12 protein-coding genes and 1 pseudogene are annotated in these 18,343 nt (G+C 39.1%); all 13 read right to left on the bottom strand.

All coding sequences use genetic code 11. The features are described from left to right. Nucleotides 1-8: 8 nt before the first annotated feature. The 13 genes and pseudogenes from pglZ to SJ2017_RS16870 all read right to left on the bottom strand — a co-directional run bounded on the left by pglZ (nt 9) and on the right by SJ2017_RS16870 (nt 17,824). Nucleotides 9-2,855, bottom strand: coding sequence for a BREX-1 system phosphatase PglZ type A (gene pglZ, locus SJ2017_RS16925; RefSeq protein ID WP_080916545.1), 2,847 nt, complete (start codon nt 2,853-2,855; stop codon nt 9-11). After that, a complete protein-coding gene (locus SJ2017_RS16920) occupies nt 2,852-3,295 on the bottom strand; it encodes a hypothetical protein (protein ID WP_080916544.1) in 444 nt (147 codons plus the stop codon). The genes pglZ and SJ2017_RS16920 overlap by 4 nt, the downstream gene beginning before the upstream one ends. 2 nt (nt 3,296-3,297) lie before the next feature. Continuing rightward, nucleotides 3,298-7,046, bottom strand: a pseudogene (gene pglX / locus SJ2017_RS16915) (BREX-1 system adenine-specific DNA-methyltransferase PglX). Nucleotides 7,047-7,114: 68 nt separating this feature from the next. Beyond that, nucleotides 7,115-7,315 carry a hypothetical protein gene (locus SJ2017_RS21755; RefSeq protein WP_244899715.1) on the bottom strand — a complete coding sequence of 67 codons (201 nt, stop codon included), beginning with the start codon at nt 7,313-7,315 and terminating at the stop codon, nt 7,115-7,117. Continuing rightward, the gene (locus tag SJ2017_RS16910) at nt 7,273-8,901 is read right to left on the bottom strand and encodes a DUF262 domain-containing protein (protein ID WP_244899714.1); all 1,629 of its coding nucleotides are present in this window, start codon (nt 8,899-8,901) and stop codon (nt 7,273-7,275) included. Before SJ2017_RS16910 ends, SJ2017_RS21755 begins: the two co-directional genes overlap by 43 nt. A 10-nt stretch (nt 8,902-8,911) precedes the next feature. Then, nucleotides 8,912-12,616: a BREX system P-loop protein BrxC gene (brxC, locus tag SJ2017_RS16905; protein WP_080916542.1), complete on the bottom strand. Its 3,705-nt coding sequence runs from the start codon at nt 12,614-12,616 to the stop codon at nt 8,912-8,914. A gap of 49 nt (nt 12,617-12,665) precedes the next feature. After that, nucleotides 12,666-13,724, bottom strand: a complete 1,059-nt coding sequence (locus tag SJ2017_RS16900) for a hypothetical protein (RefSeq protein ID WP_080916541.1) — start codon at nt 13,722-13,724, stop codon at nt 12,666-12,668. A gap of 46 nt (nt 13,725-13,770) precedes the next feature. Continuing rightward, nucleotides 13,771-14,358: a DUF1788 domain-containing protein gene (locus SJ2017_RS16895; protein WP_080916539.1), complete on the bottom strand. Its 588-nt coding sequence runs from the start codon at nt 14,356-14,358 to the stop codon at nt 13,771-13,773. 6 nt (nt 14,359-14,364) lie between these two features. After that, on the bottom strand, nt 14,365-14,961 hold the full coding sequence (locus SJ2017_RS16890) for a DUF1819 family protein (protein WP_080916538.1): 597 nt from the start codon (nt 14,959-14,961) through the stop codon (nt 14,365-14,367). Beyond that, the gene (locus SJ2017_RS16885) at nt 14,961-15,857 is read right to left on the bottom strand and encodes a WYL domain-containing protein (protein WP_080916536.1); all 897 of its coding nucleotides are present in this window, start codon (nt 15,855-15,857) and stop codon (nt 14,961-14,963) included. Before SJ2017_RS16885 ends, SJ2017_RS16890 begins: the two co-directional genes overlap by 1 nt. Nucleotides 15,858-16,495: 638 nt before the next feature. Further along, the gene (locus SJ2017_RS16880) at nt 16,496-16,879 is read right to left on the bottom strand and encodes a hypothetical protein (RefSeq protein WP_080916535.1); all 384 of its coding nucleotides are present in this window, start codon (nt 16,877-16,879) and stop codon (nt 16,496-16,498) included. 243 nt (nt 16,880-17,122) lie between these two features. Further along, nucleotides 17,123-17,527, bottom strand: a complete 405-nt coding sequence (locus tag SJ2017_RS16875; protein WP_080916534.1) for a hypothetical protein — start codon at nt 17,525-17,527, stop codon at nt 17,123-17,125. A gap of 54 nt (nt 17,528-17,581) precedes the next feature. Next, a complete protein-coding gene (locus SJ2017_RS16870; RefSeq protein ID WP_080916533.1) occupies nt 17,582-17,824 on the bottom strand; it encodes a hypothetical protein in 243 nt (80 codons plus the stop codon). Between the last annotated feature and the right edge of the window lie 519 nt (nt 17,825-18,343).

The raw sequence follows: 18,343 nt of genomic DNA, 5'->3' as shown, positions 1-18,343 counted from the left end.
CATTGTCCTTAGAAGAAATCGTCTTCAATAGCGATATCAATCGTAACTGAGTGTGACTGCAATAAATTCGGTCGATTAGGCTGAGTAATGTCATTCATCATTAACTTGTAAGCTACCGTTCGATCAAAGCCTGAGCCGCTAAGCATAATAATGACATTGCGCTTACGCTCGTCACTTTTCTCGGACGTTGAATCGAACATCACTTTTTGTTTGTGAGAAACCGTTTTGCCTTCAGGATCTTCAATCCAGACTTCTAACTCACGAGCGAGATAATCTTTACCAACAGGCGATGCTTGGAACAGTTCAATTTTATCAGCTAGTGCAACAAGCTTTATTGGATTGCTTAAAGGCACAACCGACACTCGCTCTTTGGCGTGTTTGGTTTGCTGCTTTTTATCTAACTCCCGAATTTTCAATATTGGCACGCAGATCTCCTGCGGCATGATGCCACCATGAATAAACTTAGCGCCACCGACAAAGTTAAATCGGTTTGAGCCACGGGGGACGATAAACTCAGCATCACAGCCTTCAACACTTAGGTTGGCCGTAGCAGCCATTTTACCTTGCCAGTAGTAATTATCTTCAGGCAGGTTTTCACCGATTAAATAGCGCTTTTTAGCTTCAACACTGCCTTGAGGCTTAACGGTTAAAGCAGTTTTATCAGAATCGACTACATCACTCGACTTAAACAAGAAGCCATGATCAGCAGTAACCAAAATACGGCTACCATTTAAACGGTTAATAATACGCTCAATAAGCTGTTTTATCTCAGCAATAGCATCGGCACAAGCATCAAAGGTTTGATTTTCTGTTACCGCTTTATCGCCAATAGCATCAATTTGATCGTGATAGATATACACCACACGAGCATCATGTATTTTTTGGCGACCCTCTTCGTTAGTCCAGTTAAGTACTTCAGAGGCTTTAAATGCCAAGCCATTTCGCTTTGCCAGTATTTTTTGGCGGTTTTCATGGCCATGTACACTCACGCCATCTGCTTTGTACTCTACTTTTGCGCCAACATGAGCCGTTAACTCATTATGAGGAAGTAGCGCAGCCATACCCAATTGAGTATAAGATGGCACAACACCTAACTGAGACTTTATCTCACTTAAATAGCGTTTCTCATTATTGATTTGATCGCTAATAGCATGTGCCACTTCATAGCGCAGTGCATCGGAGATGATCACAAACACTTTCTTAACTTGGCTGCTTTGGAATGTCGCTTCTACTTGGCGATTATAAAAGTCATATTGGTTAGGAACTCCTGAAAGCTTCCATTGTTCGAGTAAGTTTTCATTATCAACCAATTTGCCCCAGCTAATGGCTAGATCGTGCAGATACCAATCGACATAAAGGGCTTCAATATCATTAACTAACCCTGTTTTCTTCAAAATGTCAGAGCCGTTATGTGCCACTTTAATAGCATTTTCACAGAACTCACGATAAGCAGCATCAAACAGGTAAAGCTCTTGCTCATACGCCTGATACATTGCTTTTGCAGAGTCGTAATTAAAGCCATCAATGTATTTTTGCTTCAAGGTGTAGAACTGTTTTGCGGCTTTAATTGCATTTAAAATGGCTGCATAGTTGGATTTACTACCATTTTTATTATGACTAGTGTGCGCCCAATGTGTCGTTAAACGGTGTGAAACGATTTTATTGATATCAACTTGCTCAAGCTCGTTAATTTGGCGAGCAAGTAGAATAATGAGCTGTTGCTCTGCGTACTCAAAGGTTTCAACACTCTGTAGTAGGTGTGGTTGTTTCACCATTGAGAGAATATTTTTCAGCTCAAACTCACGCTCAACTTCTGCCGCTATCGCATTGTAATCTTGTGCCATTGAGCGGCTTTCACGTAAGCTTTTAATAATGTTTACAGCCATCGCTCGTTTGGATGAGTTCATACCGACACTCACAGTGCTCGCAACCACTCGCTTGCCTTTCTCATCAAGAATAATCGGCAGTAATTGCAGAGTGAAGCGCTCTAGCATTGGATCTTTGCTGCTAACACCGCTATTTTGCAGTGCTTGATAGCACTCAGTAAACAGCAGCTTGATGATTAAATCTTGCAGCTTTTGCTGTGAGTCAAGCTGTGTATTGCTGTCTTTAGAATCGCCATCATCGCTATCATTCTTCTCTACATCATAACCTAGTGTTTCGTTAGCAAAGCGCCAGAAGGCGGTTTCTAAGTTATATTTCTGTAGTTCAGTAAATAGACTGTTTTTGTTTTTTGACGAATCACTTTTTGGAGCAGAGTCTTGCAAGTCTGTGCTTATAGAAAGAGCCGCTTCTGAAAAACTTCCCGTTTCTTTAATTAGCTGAGCAAACTGCATGATTAAGTGCTGTAAAATCGTTACAAAGGTCGGCGAATCAACCTTTAAGCTGGCAGCGATCAATGCCAGTTGTAGCTCTTCTTTATTGGCATTTTCTGGCAGAAGTTTCTTCAAGCGATTCATGCGGGTTTTATTGGTAAAAAATGCACGATGCTCTGTCACAACTGGGCGAAACTCCATTCGCATTCCTAATTCATTGAGGATCATTGAACTAGAGTCGGCATAAAAGCTTTCTGCGTATAAGCGAATGTCGTATAGCCAATCACGCTCAGGTTGATTTGGTGCGACTGTGTTATACAGTAAAAACGGCGTTTCAGGCTCAAGTAGTTCAATACGCTCTTTTACTTGAAAATGCGAGACATCGTCTAAACGGATAACCTCAATCGGGTTTCCTGCACCGTCATTGATAGTCAGTTCATCAAGTTGTGTTGTGAACTCTTTATCAATGTCTTGCCACAATACGATACGACATTGCTCAAATTTGGTTAAAAGGCCTTGGGAAATTTGGTCTATATTCATTTTATTTCTACTCTAATAGCCTGAATCACTTTGTCGAGGTAAGCCATTATCTCGTTATATCTAGCGATGACTTCTTCTCTGTCCTTAGCTTTCCATTGATGGACCAAGCCATTCCGCAGACTTCTTACGTTCATAGAGCCACGTTTGTTTAAATTGGAATTAAGGATAGGTGTTATAACGTCATCTGAAATTTTGATGTTATAAGCCATAAATGCCGATTTTACAGCAGGTAACGTCAAAGGTGCATGAGTTTCATTGACCTCTTTATTGGCTTTTGCGCTTCGATGAAAATTCCAGATTTTTCTAGTCAGTGTTTCAAATGCGATATAGCAAAGTAAGAATGATTCTGCACCGTCGAGTTTATCGTAAGCGGGTAAAGAGCCTAAGATTGCTCTTAGACTCTTTTTTTGCTGCTTGGAAAAGCTTAGCTTTTTCTCCAAAATTACTTCACTGCCTCTGGCTTTTTACCATGGATGTCTTTGACATCGCTGAGTAAGTTGCCAAACTTGCCGTAGTTCACCTTTACGCCGTCATCTAAATCTAGGTTGATTTTCATCTCGCTCAGATGTTTTAGCTCTTCATCAAAAACACGCAGTTCGGCTTGTTTCTTCTCAAGAGATTTAAGCTCTTTAGTCAAGCGATTCTTCTCTGTGGTAGAAGGGGCGTTATTGATAGATTCAGCACGCATCGCTAGTTGTGTTTCAATTTTACCCATAAGCGGTGTGACGTACTCAGTACGCATACGGGCGAGGGTACTTTCATTATAACGATGCAAGTACACCAAACATTCAAACGCTTTTTCTTTACCACTGCTAAACAACCAATAAATTGGACGCTTCTTGTACGTCTTTAAATGATCTTTGTAGAACTGGGTCGAGAAGTAGCGACGTATGGTATCCATTGTGCCTTCACCTTTCTTAGCTTTAATCGCATCTAAGCATAGGCTTTCAGCAACGAAGTCGAGGTTTTCGGTTAAATGCTCTTCGCCCCAAACAGTTTTGACGAATTCACGGAAACGAGTCGTTGCGTCATCTTCAAATAACCATTCTTCTGCCGCTAGTGGGATGATTCCATCATCGTCAGCAGGGAAGGTGTTGTATGCGCCTTCAGCGACTAACTCTTTGAAACCGTTATTGCCTGAGTGAGCATAGACCAATCCCTCACGATCAAGCGAGTAGCGACCCATCATGCAACCGATAGCAAAACTAATTAATTCTGAAGTCAAGTCGCTTTGATATCTTAATGTTAGGCTATGTAAATCATTTGTGTTGCTGTAACGATAAAGTATATTTGAAAACAAGGTGATTTCAGACATTTTCACATTTGGATTGACATGGTTTACTATATTTGCACTTTTATTTATTGTGTCATTAAGCTCACATTCTAACGCATGAGTTTTGTCAGTTATATTTTTAGACTCATTAATGTATTTCATCATCGAATCTTTAATGCTTTCACAATGATTTGACACTAAACCATTAGAAGTAAACTCAAAAGATAGTTCTTTGCTGTCCCAATCTGATTTGTGAATACTAATTAAGCTGGCCACATGATTTTCTATATTGGCGTCTAGTTCTAAATATGGGAACTTCCCAAACTCCCCGCTGGTTAAATTGTGACCTGGGGATATTATGGAAATGAGTTGTCGATATAAATTTGAATTTAGTAATCCTATTGCTTTATTTTGTTGTGAAGGATTAAAAAAGGCAGAAAGCCCTGCGCCACTAAAAATAGAACCTTCTGGATAAAGTCTAAATGAGTTTCTGTCTGTGGATATTCCTGACCAACTAATAGCAGTTTTGAAATAGTATTTTTGATTCCAGCATTTAGAGTTATTAGCTGTGATCTTTCCAAGTTTTAAATCTGTTGACTTTTTTTGTTTTATATCATGTCCATCGAACCACCAATTAACAATGTGCTCTTGATTTCCAAACCATTTACGATAACTTCCGCCTTTATTGTATAGGAACCACTTCTTTCCTGATTCGATACACTCATCTTTTGATGAGCAAGTCAAAGAAATATTATTAAAGTCAGTCTCATGCCAAAAGCGAACGAACTGTTCGTTGTCAGCAGTAACTAAACCCTGCATAGCTGGTGCTTTTTCTTCCATTTTAGGGTTGTTTGAGAAAATATTTAAAAAATCTGTATTAACCCAATAAGCAAATGGTAAACCAGGTATACCTTTCAAATTCTCTAGATTATTGTAATGCCTATTCCCAGTGTCCATTCTTATGGATTTAGATTTATCTTGTTCGATTAACTTAGAACAATCGATAAAAGTTGATGAGTAGTTCTGGAGCTTATGTGTATGTACCCACGCAACAGTTTTAACTATCTCCCCGCCTATTTCACTAAATGCTTTTGTACCTAAATGAGCTAGCGAGATAAAAGTATAGTTTTCTACAAAATTAAGCCTTAATTGTTCGTAACTACTAAGAAACATCCAAGCTTGCATATTCACTTGAGCATTATACCCATAAGGTTTGATTAAACTGGCTCCTCTCTCCATAAACATGGTAAATAGATCTAATTTTGATAATTTGTAATTATTGTTGCCATATTTTTTTAGGATAGAGTTCATTGCTTTCTTGCCCATGTAGGGGGGTTGGCAACTACAACATCATATTGACGTGATAGAACAATTGCCTGTTCAACAATCGGTAACAAAATTTCTACAGCTTGTCTGGTTGGTTGATGATTGTTTTGTGCATTTTCGAGCAGCTTGGCTTTCAGTTCAGTTAACGTAACTTGATATTGGCTATCAATTTCAATCAAAGAGCCTAAGTTTTTGGCATCGATAAACTGCGTCTTGAGATAACGCAGTAGATTAAGATAAACCTGATTTTCGGCATTGGCAGAAGATGTTTCGGCAACGTCTTGCTGTGGTGCTGCAAATAGATCTGTCATTCCACCAGTTTGCTGCATACCGTCAAAATCTAAATCTGCCCACAGCTTGTTGATATTGAGGTTTTCAGTTGATTGCAGTGAGTAGATGTTGAGTTTGATTTCATTTTCAGTGCCAACTGAATCTGTAATGCGGCTAAAGATACGCTTATCATCTTCACGGGCTTTCATTGATACGGCAAATGCCGCCATCTGCGCTGCACGATCATCAATATCTAAGCCATAAATATTCTTGGTTAGAATAAGCTCAGGGATCTCACGTAGACGATAACCATTCTCTAGGTAGATCTCACGCAGTACTTCATACACTTCCACTAAGATATGACCTGAACCACAAGCAGGGTCGAGCACCTTGATTTGCTCAGGATCTATGCTGGCTGGGGTGATGGCTTTTAGCTGTGCAATCACATCATCACTCTGCTGTGCAGGAGTGATGTAATACTCCATCTTGTCTTTAAGTGCTGAGTCAGGGTAGGTGGCGAGCCATTGGCGACCTAACGAGTTTTGCACTAGGTATTTTACAATCCAGTTGGGGGTAAATAGCTGGGTTGCTGCTGGAATGTCTTCACGCTTAACCACTTTACCAATCACGGCATCTTTGTGCTCAGAGATGTAGAACTGATATAGCCAACCGATGACTTCAATTTGACCTTTCTCGCCTTCAATATCACGCCAGTTATCTTCTGGAAGATCATCGATTAATGCTTTTAAGATAGAATCGGTTTTAGTCAGGTTATCAGGCAGCAGTAGTTCGGTTGCATCATCTAGCTTTTCGAACATGAAAGCCATGATATGGCTTAATTGGTGGCACTGACCTAATAGTATTTCACGATACAGCTCTTCTTCTTTATCGCCATCAAGCATCATTTGTACTATTTGGGCTTTATCTAGCCCTAGATCATCTGCTACGTCGGCAGCATGAGATAAGATTTCGAAACCTTCGTCAAATTTGGCAAAGCTCCCATCTGAATGCGGCGGTTTGCTGAGCACTCGAAAACCGTGATCAAAGTAGCCGTTGATCTCCATATAACGTATGGCGGTGAAACGGTTAAACCAAGTAAAAGCGGTTTCGTTGATAAACTGCTTAAAACCTGTTTTTAGATCGAGCTTACCGTCATGGGTACCAAGCGATTCAATGCGCTTTTCTAATTGATTACGCTGCTGGCCCTGTTTACGGGTAAATACTCGGCCTTCAATAATGGCATTATCACCCTGAATATTGACATCAGCGATACGGTCTTCATATAAGCCCAACACAGCCGCACGTTTTGTTACCGCTTGCATAAACGCAATACGAGCTTTTGGGGCGTAAGATTTTAGTTTATTGGTGTTCATTGTTTATCCAAAAATTTTTAATTATTTGTCACATCGCTAACGGAGTTATGTGCATCTAATGCTTGCTCGATTCTCGCTCTAAGTATTTGCTTGCGTTTATCATAAAATGAGCCAAATGCAAGTAGCGACTCTGGTAATTCAGTGATTGCTTGTCGATCAAGATAATGGGCACGGTCTATCTCGTTAGGCCATTGCTGTGCATACCAAATGTGCGGCATTTTTGGCGCTTTTCATTGTTAATTGAACCTTCAAGCAACTGTAGGTTAGGTAGCTTATTAGAGAGCTGAATGAATTGTTCAATTTCATCGTTATCTAGCCCTAGCTTTCTCAGGGCTGGTCGGTTGAATAGACCTTTAGGGTAGATGTGATCGATGTGGAAGTGATGCGAAAAATCAAAACCAAAAAATAAAACAGACAGTAAAGCAAATGTGCGCTTGTTACCGTATTCGAGTTCGACTAACTCGTCTATTTCTTCGGCTTCAAACTTAAGCGACTTACCTCGGCTTACCATCAAGTTTTCAATAGCTTGAATGGGGAAGTTATCGTTATTACTGTTTTTTATTTCAGTACGAATCCCTGTTAGCAAGGTATCTAAACCACTTCCCCAGATCCCCGATGCTTTAAGTAACGACTTAACGAGCCAAAGTCGAATATTTGCTCTATCTTGAGCATACATGCTTTTTGATAGATAACTTTCGTCGTGGTTTTGATGGTAGATGTAGTAAGCAACAGGCAGTAATGCACTATCTGCTCGTAAATTTTGGGCATTGAAGCCAAAGCTCGCAAATAACTGCGTTGTCACAGTTAGCGCTTGCTTTATAGAGTCCCATTTATCCTCTAAAACGGACATGTTCTCTTTGTTGAAGTTTTCTACCTTAAAGCCAACGCTACCGATATCTGACAACATTAACCCCGCTTTTAAGACAAGATCTTTGCTGTAACTGAAGCCGTCGCCAATTTGGTTTAATTCGTCAACTAATGAATGGATCTCTTCTCGTGCATCTAGGTTGTCCCATTGCGCTACGGCAATAGACAATAATAGATCTGAATAGGAAAGCGGTGTACCTCCACTATTCATTCTAATAAAGATATTAAGCACTTTCTCTAGGCTTTGATCTGCTTCTTCATAGTATGAGATCACAGGCTTATCGTGAATTAATGAGTTTAGTTTACGGAGCAACTTTCTAGCTGTAGAGCGCTGCTCTTTATCCACCATATCGCCTAGTTCATCGACGAGTTCGTCAACGAGAATATCTTGCAGCTCGTCTATGTCACCATCAAATATATTAGAGACTTTAAACCAATACTGCTCAGTACTTTTTACTGTCGCTTTTTCTTTAGTAAGAAACTCGAATTGGTACTGATTTCCCTCTTCATCAGGCATACCAAAAAGATTGATATAAAGGTGCTTTTCTGGAAAAGCATCATTACTAGACCACCATTTACCAGCAATTTTTTGGTGATAGCATCCTCTTAATCCAATGTTCAATGAGCTAATTCTCTGTTGTCCATCAAGGACTGCAGTAAACTCTTTGTTTCCCATGTTTTCGAGGCGAACACAATGGTTCGCATCTCTTTGATGGTAGTTTTGAACAAACTCATAAAACTGATAGTCGCTACGATGCTCAGGCTTTATTTTCCAATACAAAAATGTGCCAACAGGATAGCCTTGCAGCAGGCTATCGAATAGTTGACAGATCTGTTCTGGCTTCCAAACAAATTCACGTTGGATTGCTGGTAACACAAGTGTTTGATCTGCCACTTTGTCTAATAGTTGCTTTATGCTTCCGCCATTTTGATACATACGGTGCTTCCTATTGAATACGAACTTTGTGGTTTGACTCCACCAATTCAGTTAGCTTGCCTCGAAGGGCACTGATGTATTTTTCAACGTCATCAACGGTTTCCATATACGTTGCTTCACACACTTCGTTGTAAACTTGCATTGCATCAATAGATTTGGTTTCTTTGGCTTTAATTGGAGCAGGCTCAGCAACTTTTACGGGAGTTGTAGCCCCTGTTGGGTAGCTAGTGCCGTCAGTTCCAGTTGCACTTGTGGTGCTTGTTGTATTGTTTGTAGAGCCTTTAGCTGCTTTTTCCGCTTCCTCTTTTGCTTTGCGTGCCAGTTCCTTTTGCAGGCGGATATAGTTATTCACTAGGGTTTCAGCTTCTTTGAACCACTCTCTAGACTCACTTAATTCGTGCTTAATTTGCGCAACAGTGTTTTCTTTTTCAACTCGTTTTTTTGCACTTTGGAATGGCAATAAGGCTTGGTTACTGATTTCAGCCGTTGCGCCAGCCTCTTTAACTAATGTCTCAACTTCAGTAATGCGAAGCTTTAATTTGTTAATGGTGTACTCACGTTGCTTTTCAACAAACTCTTTATCAATCTTGATAACTTGCTCTATCAAGGGTTTGATTGTACGAATTTCACGATATGGACGAGGGTTGATGTAAATAGCTTCTAGCTTGTCTATGGCTTGTTTAGCATCGGCACTCTTGTCTAAGAATGAGCGGTTTTGAGCAAACGTAATATTGAGTGCTCGTTCAAGCCCTTGCCACACAGTAAACTGGGTTTCGTAGAAGTTCTCTAATGCTTCATATTCTTCTTCGAAATCACATAAACTTGTACTAGCAGCGATGAATTGGTCAACAAATTGGAAGCTGCTTTTAAGTTCTGCAAGGCTTGAAATCAGCTCAATACCTTCATCGATTTCATTTGTACCAGGATACGAGCCTGTTGATGACATCGACTTGAATTTTTTGAGTTTTTCTAACCAAATTTTTAGCTTACTGTCGCTATTGGCTACTGCTAGGTTGAACAATTCTTTTTCATTGTTTGGTGCTGTGCCAAAGCCTAGGTCTTTATATAAAGTGGCGGCTTTTTTAAGGTTCGCTTCCGATTGCTGTTTAATCTTACGAATGCGTAAGTTTGAACGTTTTTGCGATTTGCTTAAATGTTCATAAGCTTGCTTCAGCGGCACATCTTGCTGATTGGCTTGGAAGATAATTTTATTGGCTAACCCTAGGCGAGCCAAGATCAAAATAATTTCATCCGTGTTCCAGCCGTAAGGGCGCTTAGCGAATCTTTTAATGATATCTGCAGCGGTGACAGCGTAGCCGTGTTCATCACTTAACGAGATGTGCTGCTCGACTTCTAAAATTGCTTTCGGGTTTGCTTCGTCACCATTGAGATCTAAGCCAAATTGAGCTGTATCTCCCGCAACGAGTGTTTGCTGCGTTTCTAAAATGATGTTGCCTTGGAAAGGCTTGATAAGCTTTAGTTTGCCAAAGGTGTTTTCGATGATATATCGGTATGCACCGTCTAACATTACCGTAATAGAACCTCCTTTGGCATCAAAGGGGCTGCCTAATGTATAAAACTCTGATTGTTTTATGAGTTCTTCAAGCTCAATAACCAAACGTTTACGGCGGTTCATGTTCTCATTGGCTTTTTCACGACGCAATTGTTCTTGTTCAGTGCCACTCGCTGAAGTTTTACGAATATATTTTTCTGTTTTTATATAGGTGCGTAGCTCATCAAATAACCGTGGTTGGTCGTTAAGCTTGACGAGAATACAATCAGAAGAATAATTGCCACAAGCTGCTGTGGTGTAGTCGTTATAGCTGGCATCAATTGGTGATACTAGTTTTAGCAATACATCGCTTTCAACGTTACGGTCAAACGGAATGCCATTACAAAAACGAGCAATAGGGAAGTCCTGCTTGTTCTCAGGGTAACGATAGTTATTATTTCGACGTAAAATTTCATCAAATACGATACGGCTCAGCTCTCCTGTTTTATCAGAAGGCTCGATCTCGGTATTTTGGATCTCTTTTTGAATCTCTTTCTCTTCGTTGGTTAAGAAGATATATTCATCGTTTTGTCTGGCAATAAGCAGGTTTCGCTCTAGCACTTCTAAACTTTGTTCAATCTCTAAACGCAACGTGCGCTTATCTTGATCCACTTCACTGATACACAGGGTAACAAGGTTATCAAGTGTCGATTTGATTTCGTCGACATAACGGATCATAAACAGAGTTTGTAATACATTGACTGTAAAATCATTGATTGACGACTTTTCTGCCGCTTGGTTTATGTCACGTACTACTGCGGTATCTAGAAACTTTTTAATTGATTTATAGAAGCTATAAACGGGAATAAGACGCCCTACGTTATCGTCTGAATACATATTGGACGCAATTTGGAACGCATCAATAAGTGAGCGTTCGCCTTTACTCATATGTTGACCGGAAGCCCCAGCACGGCTGATCCCCGTAAAGATTTTTTGCACTAAGTTATAGTGGTAGGGGATGAATGGATAACTATTTACAAAGTTTTCGCTACTTGTGTAATTAGCTAGCTCGGCACTGTTGCTCTGCTCAAAGCTTAACTGGTTGCGAATGATGTCGCCTTTTTCGTTATATAAGGCGGTCAGTTCTGCTTTTGCTGCATCGCTTTTATCGAGTAGACGTTTTTCAATAACTTCATTGGTGTTGGAGCTTGATAGTGATATGCGATCAAATCGTGCTTGAATTTTAGAGAAATCTTGACTCTTAGAGCCTTGCATACGCCCTAGAACAGCATCAATATCTTCTTGTGATGTAACAATGACCCATGCTTTACCGCCACAGATTGTGCCTAGGTTTTCTGTGATTGTTTGCAGTTTGAGCATCATTTGGGTGTTGTCACCAATGAATTGACCTACTTCATCGACGAAGAATAATAAGCGACGATCAGCGTTACCATCGAGGTATTCTTTTACCCACTTACAGAAGTTAGCGATATCGAGAGGGAAGTTCTCTTCCAGTTTTTCTACCCATTGACGAGTCGAGTCTATGGATTGGCCTGTGACTTGTGTTAAGGCTTCGGCGATATCGTCACGGTAGAAATCAAATGAGTCACGTTGCTCTAGCCAGTTCTCACCTGAGATAGTGTTAAAAGCCGCTTTGAAAGATTCAAAGTGACCACGACTATCTAAATCTCGTTCAAGGTGGGCAATATGAGCGTGATCACCTGAATAACCTAGCTGTTCATTAAAGACCTTTAGAAACACTTTTAAGATGGCATCTTCTTTATCGTCAGTGTTGGCTCGGCTATCAATATTAAACAGAATGACTTTATTTTCTTTTTGGATCGCTTTTTCAATATCGCCAACGAGGAAAGCATCTTGTTGGAGTTTTTCAGCAAAAAAGTCAAAAGCAGTGCGCTGAAGGCCATTGCTACTTGCTTCAATATTTTGTAATAAGTAAGACAAAATCTTGATGAAGTGCGATTTACCGCTTCCGAAGAAACCTGACACCCAGATCCCTGACTTACCAGAGATAGAAGCTTTTTCAGGATTATGAACAGAGGGCATATAAAACTTAAAAAAGTTTTCAATGTGCTCTTTTAGCTCGTTAGTTACGACATATTCATCTAATTCAACAAAAACAGTCTCATTTTCTGTTTGATCTGCTTTGACGACACCATTGATTGGGCGAGCTATGTCTTTCTTGAAAAGCTGTTTAATTTGCATTGTTTGTCCCTAACAGACTAATAATCTTAAAATTGAGTAATGTTATTTTTTACAATTGAGTCATTTTTTGAATGACTTCTTTGGTGTTCGATTCAGATAAATAAATGTGCTCAAAACGAGCTTTAACCTTAGATAAATCCTGACTTTTTGACTCTTCCATACGAACAATTACAGTATCAATATCGTCATGAGCAGTGACGACCACCCATGCCTTACCATTACAATTTTCGCTTAGACTTTCTGTGATAGTTTGTAATTGCAGCATCATTGCTTTGTTGTTACCCATAAACTGACCCACTCCATCGATGAAGAAGAGTAGACGACGCTTAGGGCTGCCATCGAGGTATTCTTTGACCCATTTACAGAAGTGAGTTATATCAAGGTGGAAGCTTTCTTCCAGTTTATCAATTTGTTGTTGAGCCGAATCTAAGGACTGCTCTGTAACTTGTGTTAATGCTTCAGCGATATCATCACGGTAGAAATCATATGCATCACGTTCTTTTAACCAATTCTCACCAGAGATAGTGTTAAAGGCTTGTTTGAATGCATCAAACTTGTCACTTCTGTCCAAGTCCCGCTCGAAGTGAGCAATATGGGCGTGGGTGGCACAGTAGCCAAGTTGTGCGTTGAACATTTTTAATAGCACTTTTAAGATGACATCTTCTTTATCATCAGTATTGGCGAGCTTATCAATATCAAACAAAATGACTTTATTTTCATTTTTGATCGCTTTCTCAATATCAGCTAAGAAAATATCATTTGGCTGTAGTTTCTCTGCAAACATGTCAAAAGCTGTTCGATTAAAACCATTGCAAGTGACTTCAATGTTTTGTATTAAATAAGCTAAAATCTTAATGAAATGTGATTTACCGCTTCCAAAGGAACCCGATAGCCAAATGCCTGATTTACTCGCAGGGGAAGATGCCTCAGCGCTAGAAGTAGGTGTCATGTAAAGCTTAAAAAAGTTTTCAATGTGCTCTTTTAGTTCGTTGGTAACTACATATTTGTCTAACTCAACAAAAACCGTTTCATTATCGATTTCTTCGGCTTTAACTATACCGTTGTGATAGAGATTAATATTTTTTTTGATAAGTTGTTCAATTTGCATTTGTTGTCCCTAACTGATGACAAAGTTTACTTACTAGCTCAATGGCTTATGGCACAAGCTTAAAAGCACGATAATAGTTATTTGATTCTATCCTGCCAAAAGGTTTAAGTGCGGCACCATCATATTCACCTGGGTAGAACATGACTGTTGGTACATTACCGACCTTAGCATGTAATGCATTCAGCAAACCGTGACCTCGGACAATAGGCCAAACACTTCCTAAACCGTGTAACATGATAAAATCACAACCTTTAACGTCTGCTTGCTCAACAATAAACTCTGCAAAACGGTTTTGCTCTAGCGGTCCTTTTAATGCTTTAAACAGCGCATCATCGCCTTTTTCAAACTGCATCTTATATGAGCGTTCAAGCAGCTTTCTAGACTTAAGTAATTCGATAACCATTTCAAATAGGTTGATACTGGCAAAACGCCCACCTTTAGCTTCTGATCGGCTTTTTAGCTTTTTAGTTAAATAGCTAAGGTGCTCCCGAACCGCCACTTCATGCTCTGGGGGATAATCAAAAATGTAGAAACCAATTTCGCCGCCAAGTTCTTTGTTGGTAAGAAACTCATCGCTCTCTAATTTATCTTGCACTTGGCTTAGACGTTGCTGTAGTTGTTGTAATGTCTGCATAAACTGTTATGGCTCCATGGCTCTAACAATATCATCACGATTTAGAGTAATGAGTATTTGTCTTACGTCAGGTGATAGGTATACATTCATAAGACGTTTGCTTTTTGTCGTTTCTATATAACCTGCGTCAGCAAGGACTTTAAAAGCTACTTGAGATACCTTATAAACTGAAGCTTGTGTCATATCTGCTAAGGCAGGATATAGTCTTGTTCGTTCTTCCCAAAAGTGCTGCCAATCGTCAACGTTAAGTGAGTCTCTATACATGCGCTTAGCATCGGTGACGACGTTTCGCATAAAGTCGGCGAGTAAAGTCGAGTTGATTAAAGTCGCTGCAAATATTAATTGTGTCGCTTCTTCAGTCCCGCTGAAGGCGAGTTTTGAAAGAAAATCACTGCTTAGCCCTTCTAGGCGTTTCTTTATGGTTGAAGCATTGCGCTTAGCTGAGGCCGCAGACGGCTTTTGAAGAATATTTTGCTCAACTATTGCTTCATTCCATTCTTCTATGGTCGGCTCTTTTAGAAGTAAGTCGGCGATAATCTGACTTTCTCTAATCATTAAGCTACCACCAATTAGGTCGCCTAAATATTGTTTGTGATCTGACATTACTTAGCTCCTTGTGCAGAAGTAAGAGTGTTTAAATTGAAACCTGAAGTGAGATTCAAATTCGTTACGCTATTTAACAGATTATTGTTACGTAGCCAGAGGTGGTGCTCAGCAGTTTGTTGAGTTGCATTTGCGGAACAATCAACATTCCAGCGTCGCAGTAGATACCCTGTCAATGCTGAACGAATTGTAAGGTGAAGCACCCCGTTTTCCATGCCATAGTCTAATTCTATAGCTTTTGGATATTTAATATTCGTTGGATGAGGCACTAATTCTAATGACACTTCTTGTATCCATTGTTGATCAGACTGAGCACTTTGTTCTCTTGTAGTCGATTGTTGGCTTAAGCTTGCTCTGGTAATTCTTGTAATTACAAAGTCACGAAACTCACAGGATTGACAATCATAAGCTCGAATGTGCCAACGAAGCCCATTGTCTATGATGGCGTGAGGTACAATCGTTCGCGCGCTTTGACCGCTACTCAATGAAATATATTCGATATCTACAGTAATGTTGTTTAATGTCGCTTGAGTCAAAACCGCTAGAACATTTAAATCTGGGACGACTAGCTGGCTAGGTGCTTCAAAAGGGAGATTTATGCCATGAAAGACATTATTGATGTCGGTTTGCGTGCTGGTGAGCTGTTTCAAAACACTTTCACCATCATGTGGGAATAACGCTATGAACTTTTCAGTTTTGAAATAACGCTTGTCTGCGTTGTCATAGTGAAGGTTCTGCACCGCTAATTCTTTATAAAGATTGATATCACGAGTTGCAGCAGATAAGCCGAGCTTAAAGTGCTGGACAACTTCAGCTCGTGTAAAACTACCAACAAACATCAGCCTAAAATCAATAAAATATAGTCTCTGCTGCTGCGAGTAAGAGAGTCTGTCCATTTTAGTTTTTAATTCGAATAATACGTGGATATAAGTATGCTTCTTTTTGGGTCATACATCAAATTAATTTAATTTGAACAGTATGTTAATGTCTAATACAAAGAGCCAAGCTTAGAAGTAAGAAAATGTATTAATATTTAATTGCCACTTATTGTTAGGAGTTACTGATTATAAAATGTGAAAAACTCTAGCTGAGCTTTAAAATGATTTTGACACAGCACTGAAGCAAAACCTGTTAACAGTTTTACTATCTGTGTAAATTACTTATTTTAAAGGCATGAAAAAGGCACATAGTGCCTTTCCGTCATTGCCCAGCGGCTCTTTACCCTCTAAATTATTTAAAACGCTTTCGTTTAAAAATTCAACGGCAACATGTTCCATGTGTTGCTGCTTTCTCAGATACCAAGTTGGAACAAGCAATGACTAGATTTGAGAATTAGGGCATCGTTCTTTTTAGGTCCAAATTTTATATTGTTTAGTCCCATCAATAAATAGAATCGAGCAATACGAACTTTTAGCTTTTGATATTGAAATAAGGTATTTGTCTAATCTTTAATTTTCGACGTGATAGATATGATAAGTATGTTTCCCCCAAAAAAACGAACCCAGAAGGGTTCGTTAGTTGGTTGCCAATAACATTACTCTAATGTATTAACATGTTCTGCCCAGACTGGTGTCGCAAATTCAAAGTAATCTGTTGGGCATAAACCAAAGATTTTTGAAAATTGAGTGCAGTGCAACTCACAGAACGTGGCTATCTCGTCTTTGTACATTATTAGTACCTTTAACATATCAATTCCTGTTAAGTATCGTTCGCCGACATCAGCGTACTCATCCAGAATGGAATGACTAATGTTAATCCCCAACATGTTCCACTTAGCATCGACATTAAGATAGATGTATCGAGAAAAACATAATCTTGATGATTCATTGGTACTGTCAGTGTTTGCTAATAGTAAAAATGAACAGCTTTCAATGCCTCTAGACTTGGGATGCAAACGAAAAATCATAGATTGATCCATATATAGATCCTAATTAATGGTTTGTGGCCTCACCATTAACTAGGTTGCGACTGGGGAATTTTTGACTGTTAATAGAACTGGTTTTCAATTAGGTGAATAATTTATTACGTTTACCAAGGCAATAATTAACTACTCAGTCCGTTTTATCAGTGAATTACTGTTTGCTTTAATTAAGATTGGGCGAGTAAAAGACATGAAATTATTAATAGAAAAGCGAACCCAATTGGGTTCGCTAGATGGCGATTACAGTGCGTCAGCAGCAATAATCAAATCAGACCAACATTGTTCAGCTGTTTCGAAGTAATAATGCGGATATACCCCAAAAATACTCATAAACTCATTTTTGAATCGTTCACAAAAAGCGGCAATGTCGTCGATGTAAATCAATAGCATCATATAAGCCTGAATACCTGTCAGATATTGACTCTCGAGCTCAGCATTCTCTTCAAGTAGTGATTTGCTGATACTGATACCTAACATTTGGCCTTGTACATTTCGATGTAAATAAATGTATTTATTATAGCTTACTTTAACCTCATCATTCTCAAGTTGATGGTCTGCCAGCAGCAATACAGTGCTGTGGTCATCCCATGGCGATTTAGATTGACGTTTATAGACCCGTATAAGCTGTGTTTGTGACTTATTCATAACAATTCCTAGTGTTAATGTCCTTATCAATAACTAGGTTTGAATGATGGGAAACTACCTGTCTTTTATGTACTGGTTAATAAAATCCATTGCTAGATTAACGTCTTCTGTTTGCACTCCTTGGCGACTCAAATGCTGTTTAACTTGATGGTGAAAAAATTGAGTTTCCAAATCAATATCATATTGAGTACGCTCCTGACATCGCATTTCGATTTCAGTTTCTATTATCGCAGAAAGAAGCTGGAGCAGATTTGCTAGATTATTGATTTTTTGATGAATGTTTTTATGTTGAACCATATTGTTCTCGTTAATATAGATGAATTGTCCTGATTAACTAGAAACGGGTTGGGATAAATGAGTAAAAAAATTAACCTTGATATTTGCAATAAACATTATTTGGATTTGAAGGTGGGACATATCTTACAAACTACGGGTAAGAATAAGTTAATTTGTCACTATCAGAAGCTAACCTTTATTTTGATTCATCATGATAGAGTGAAACTTGTCGGGTATTAGGCATTAACATATTCAAATAACCGATTAAATAATGAATATAGGTGTAGAAATAGTCTCGTCAAACCCAATGAAATCAATACAATAAATCAGGTGTTTTAGCTATTTATATTCTACGAAATCTACCTATGCTATTGATTTAAAAGTTTTTGCAAACGGTCTCCAAAACCGATGGTTGCGAGTTCGAGTCTTGCTACCCCTGCCAAATTTAGAAGGCCTAGCAGAAATGCTAGGTCTTTGTCTTTTCTGCACATTTATTTTATTAACCGTACAATTCCTTTTTCAGTCCTTTTATCCGAATCA

The sequence above is a fragment of the Shewanella japonica genome (genome assembly GCF_002075795.1).
Taxonomy (GTDB): Bacteria; Pseudomonadota; Gammaproteobacteria; order Enterobacterales; family Shewanellaceae; genus Shewanella; species Shewanella japonica.
The sequence above is the reverse complement of the archived record's forward strand: the minus strand, read 5'-3'. Positions and strand labels throughout refer to the sequence as shown.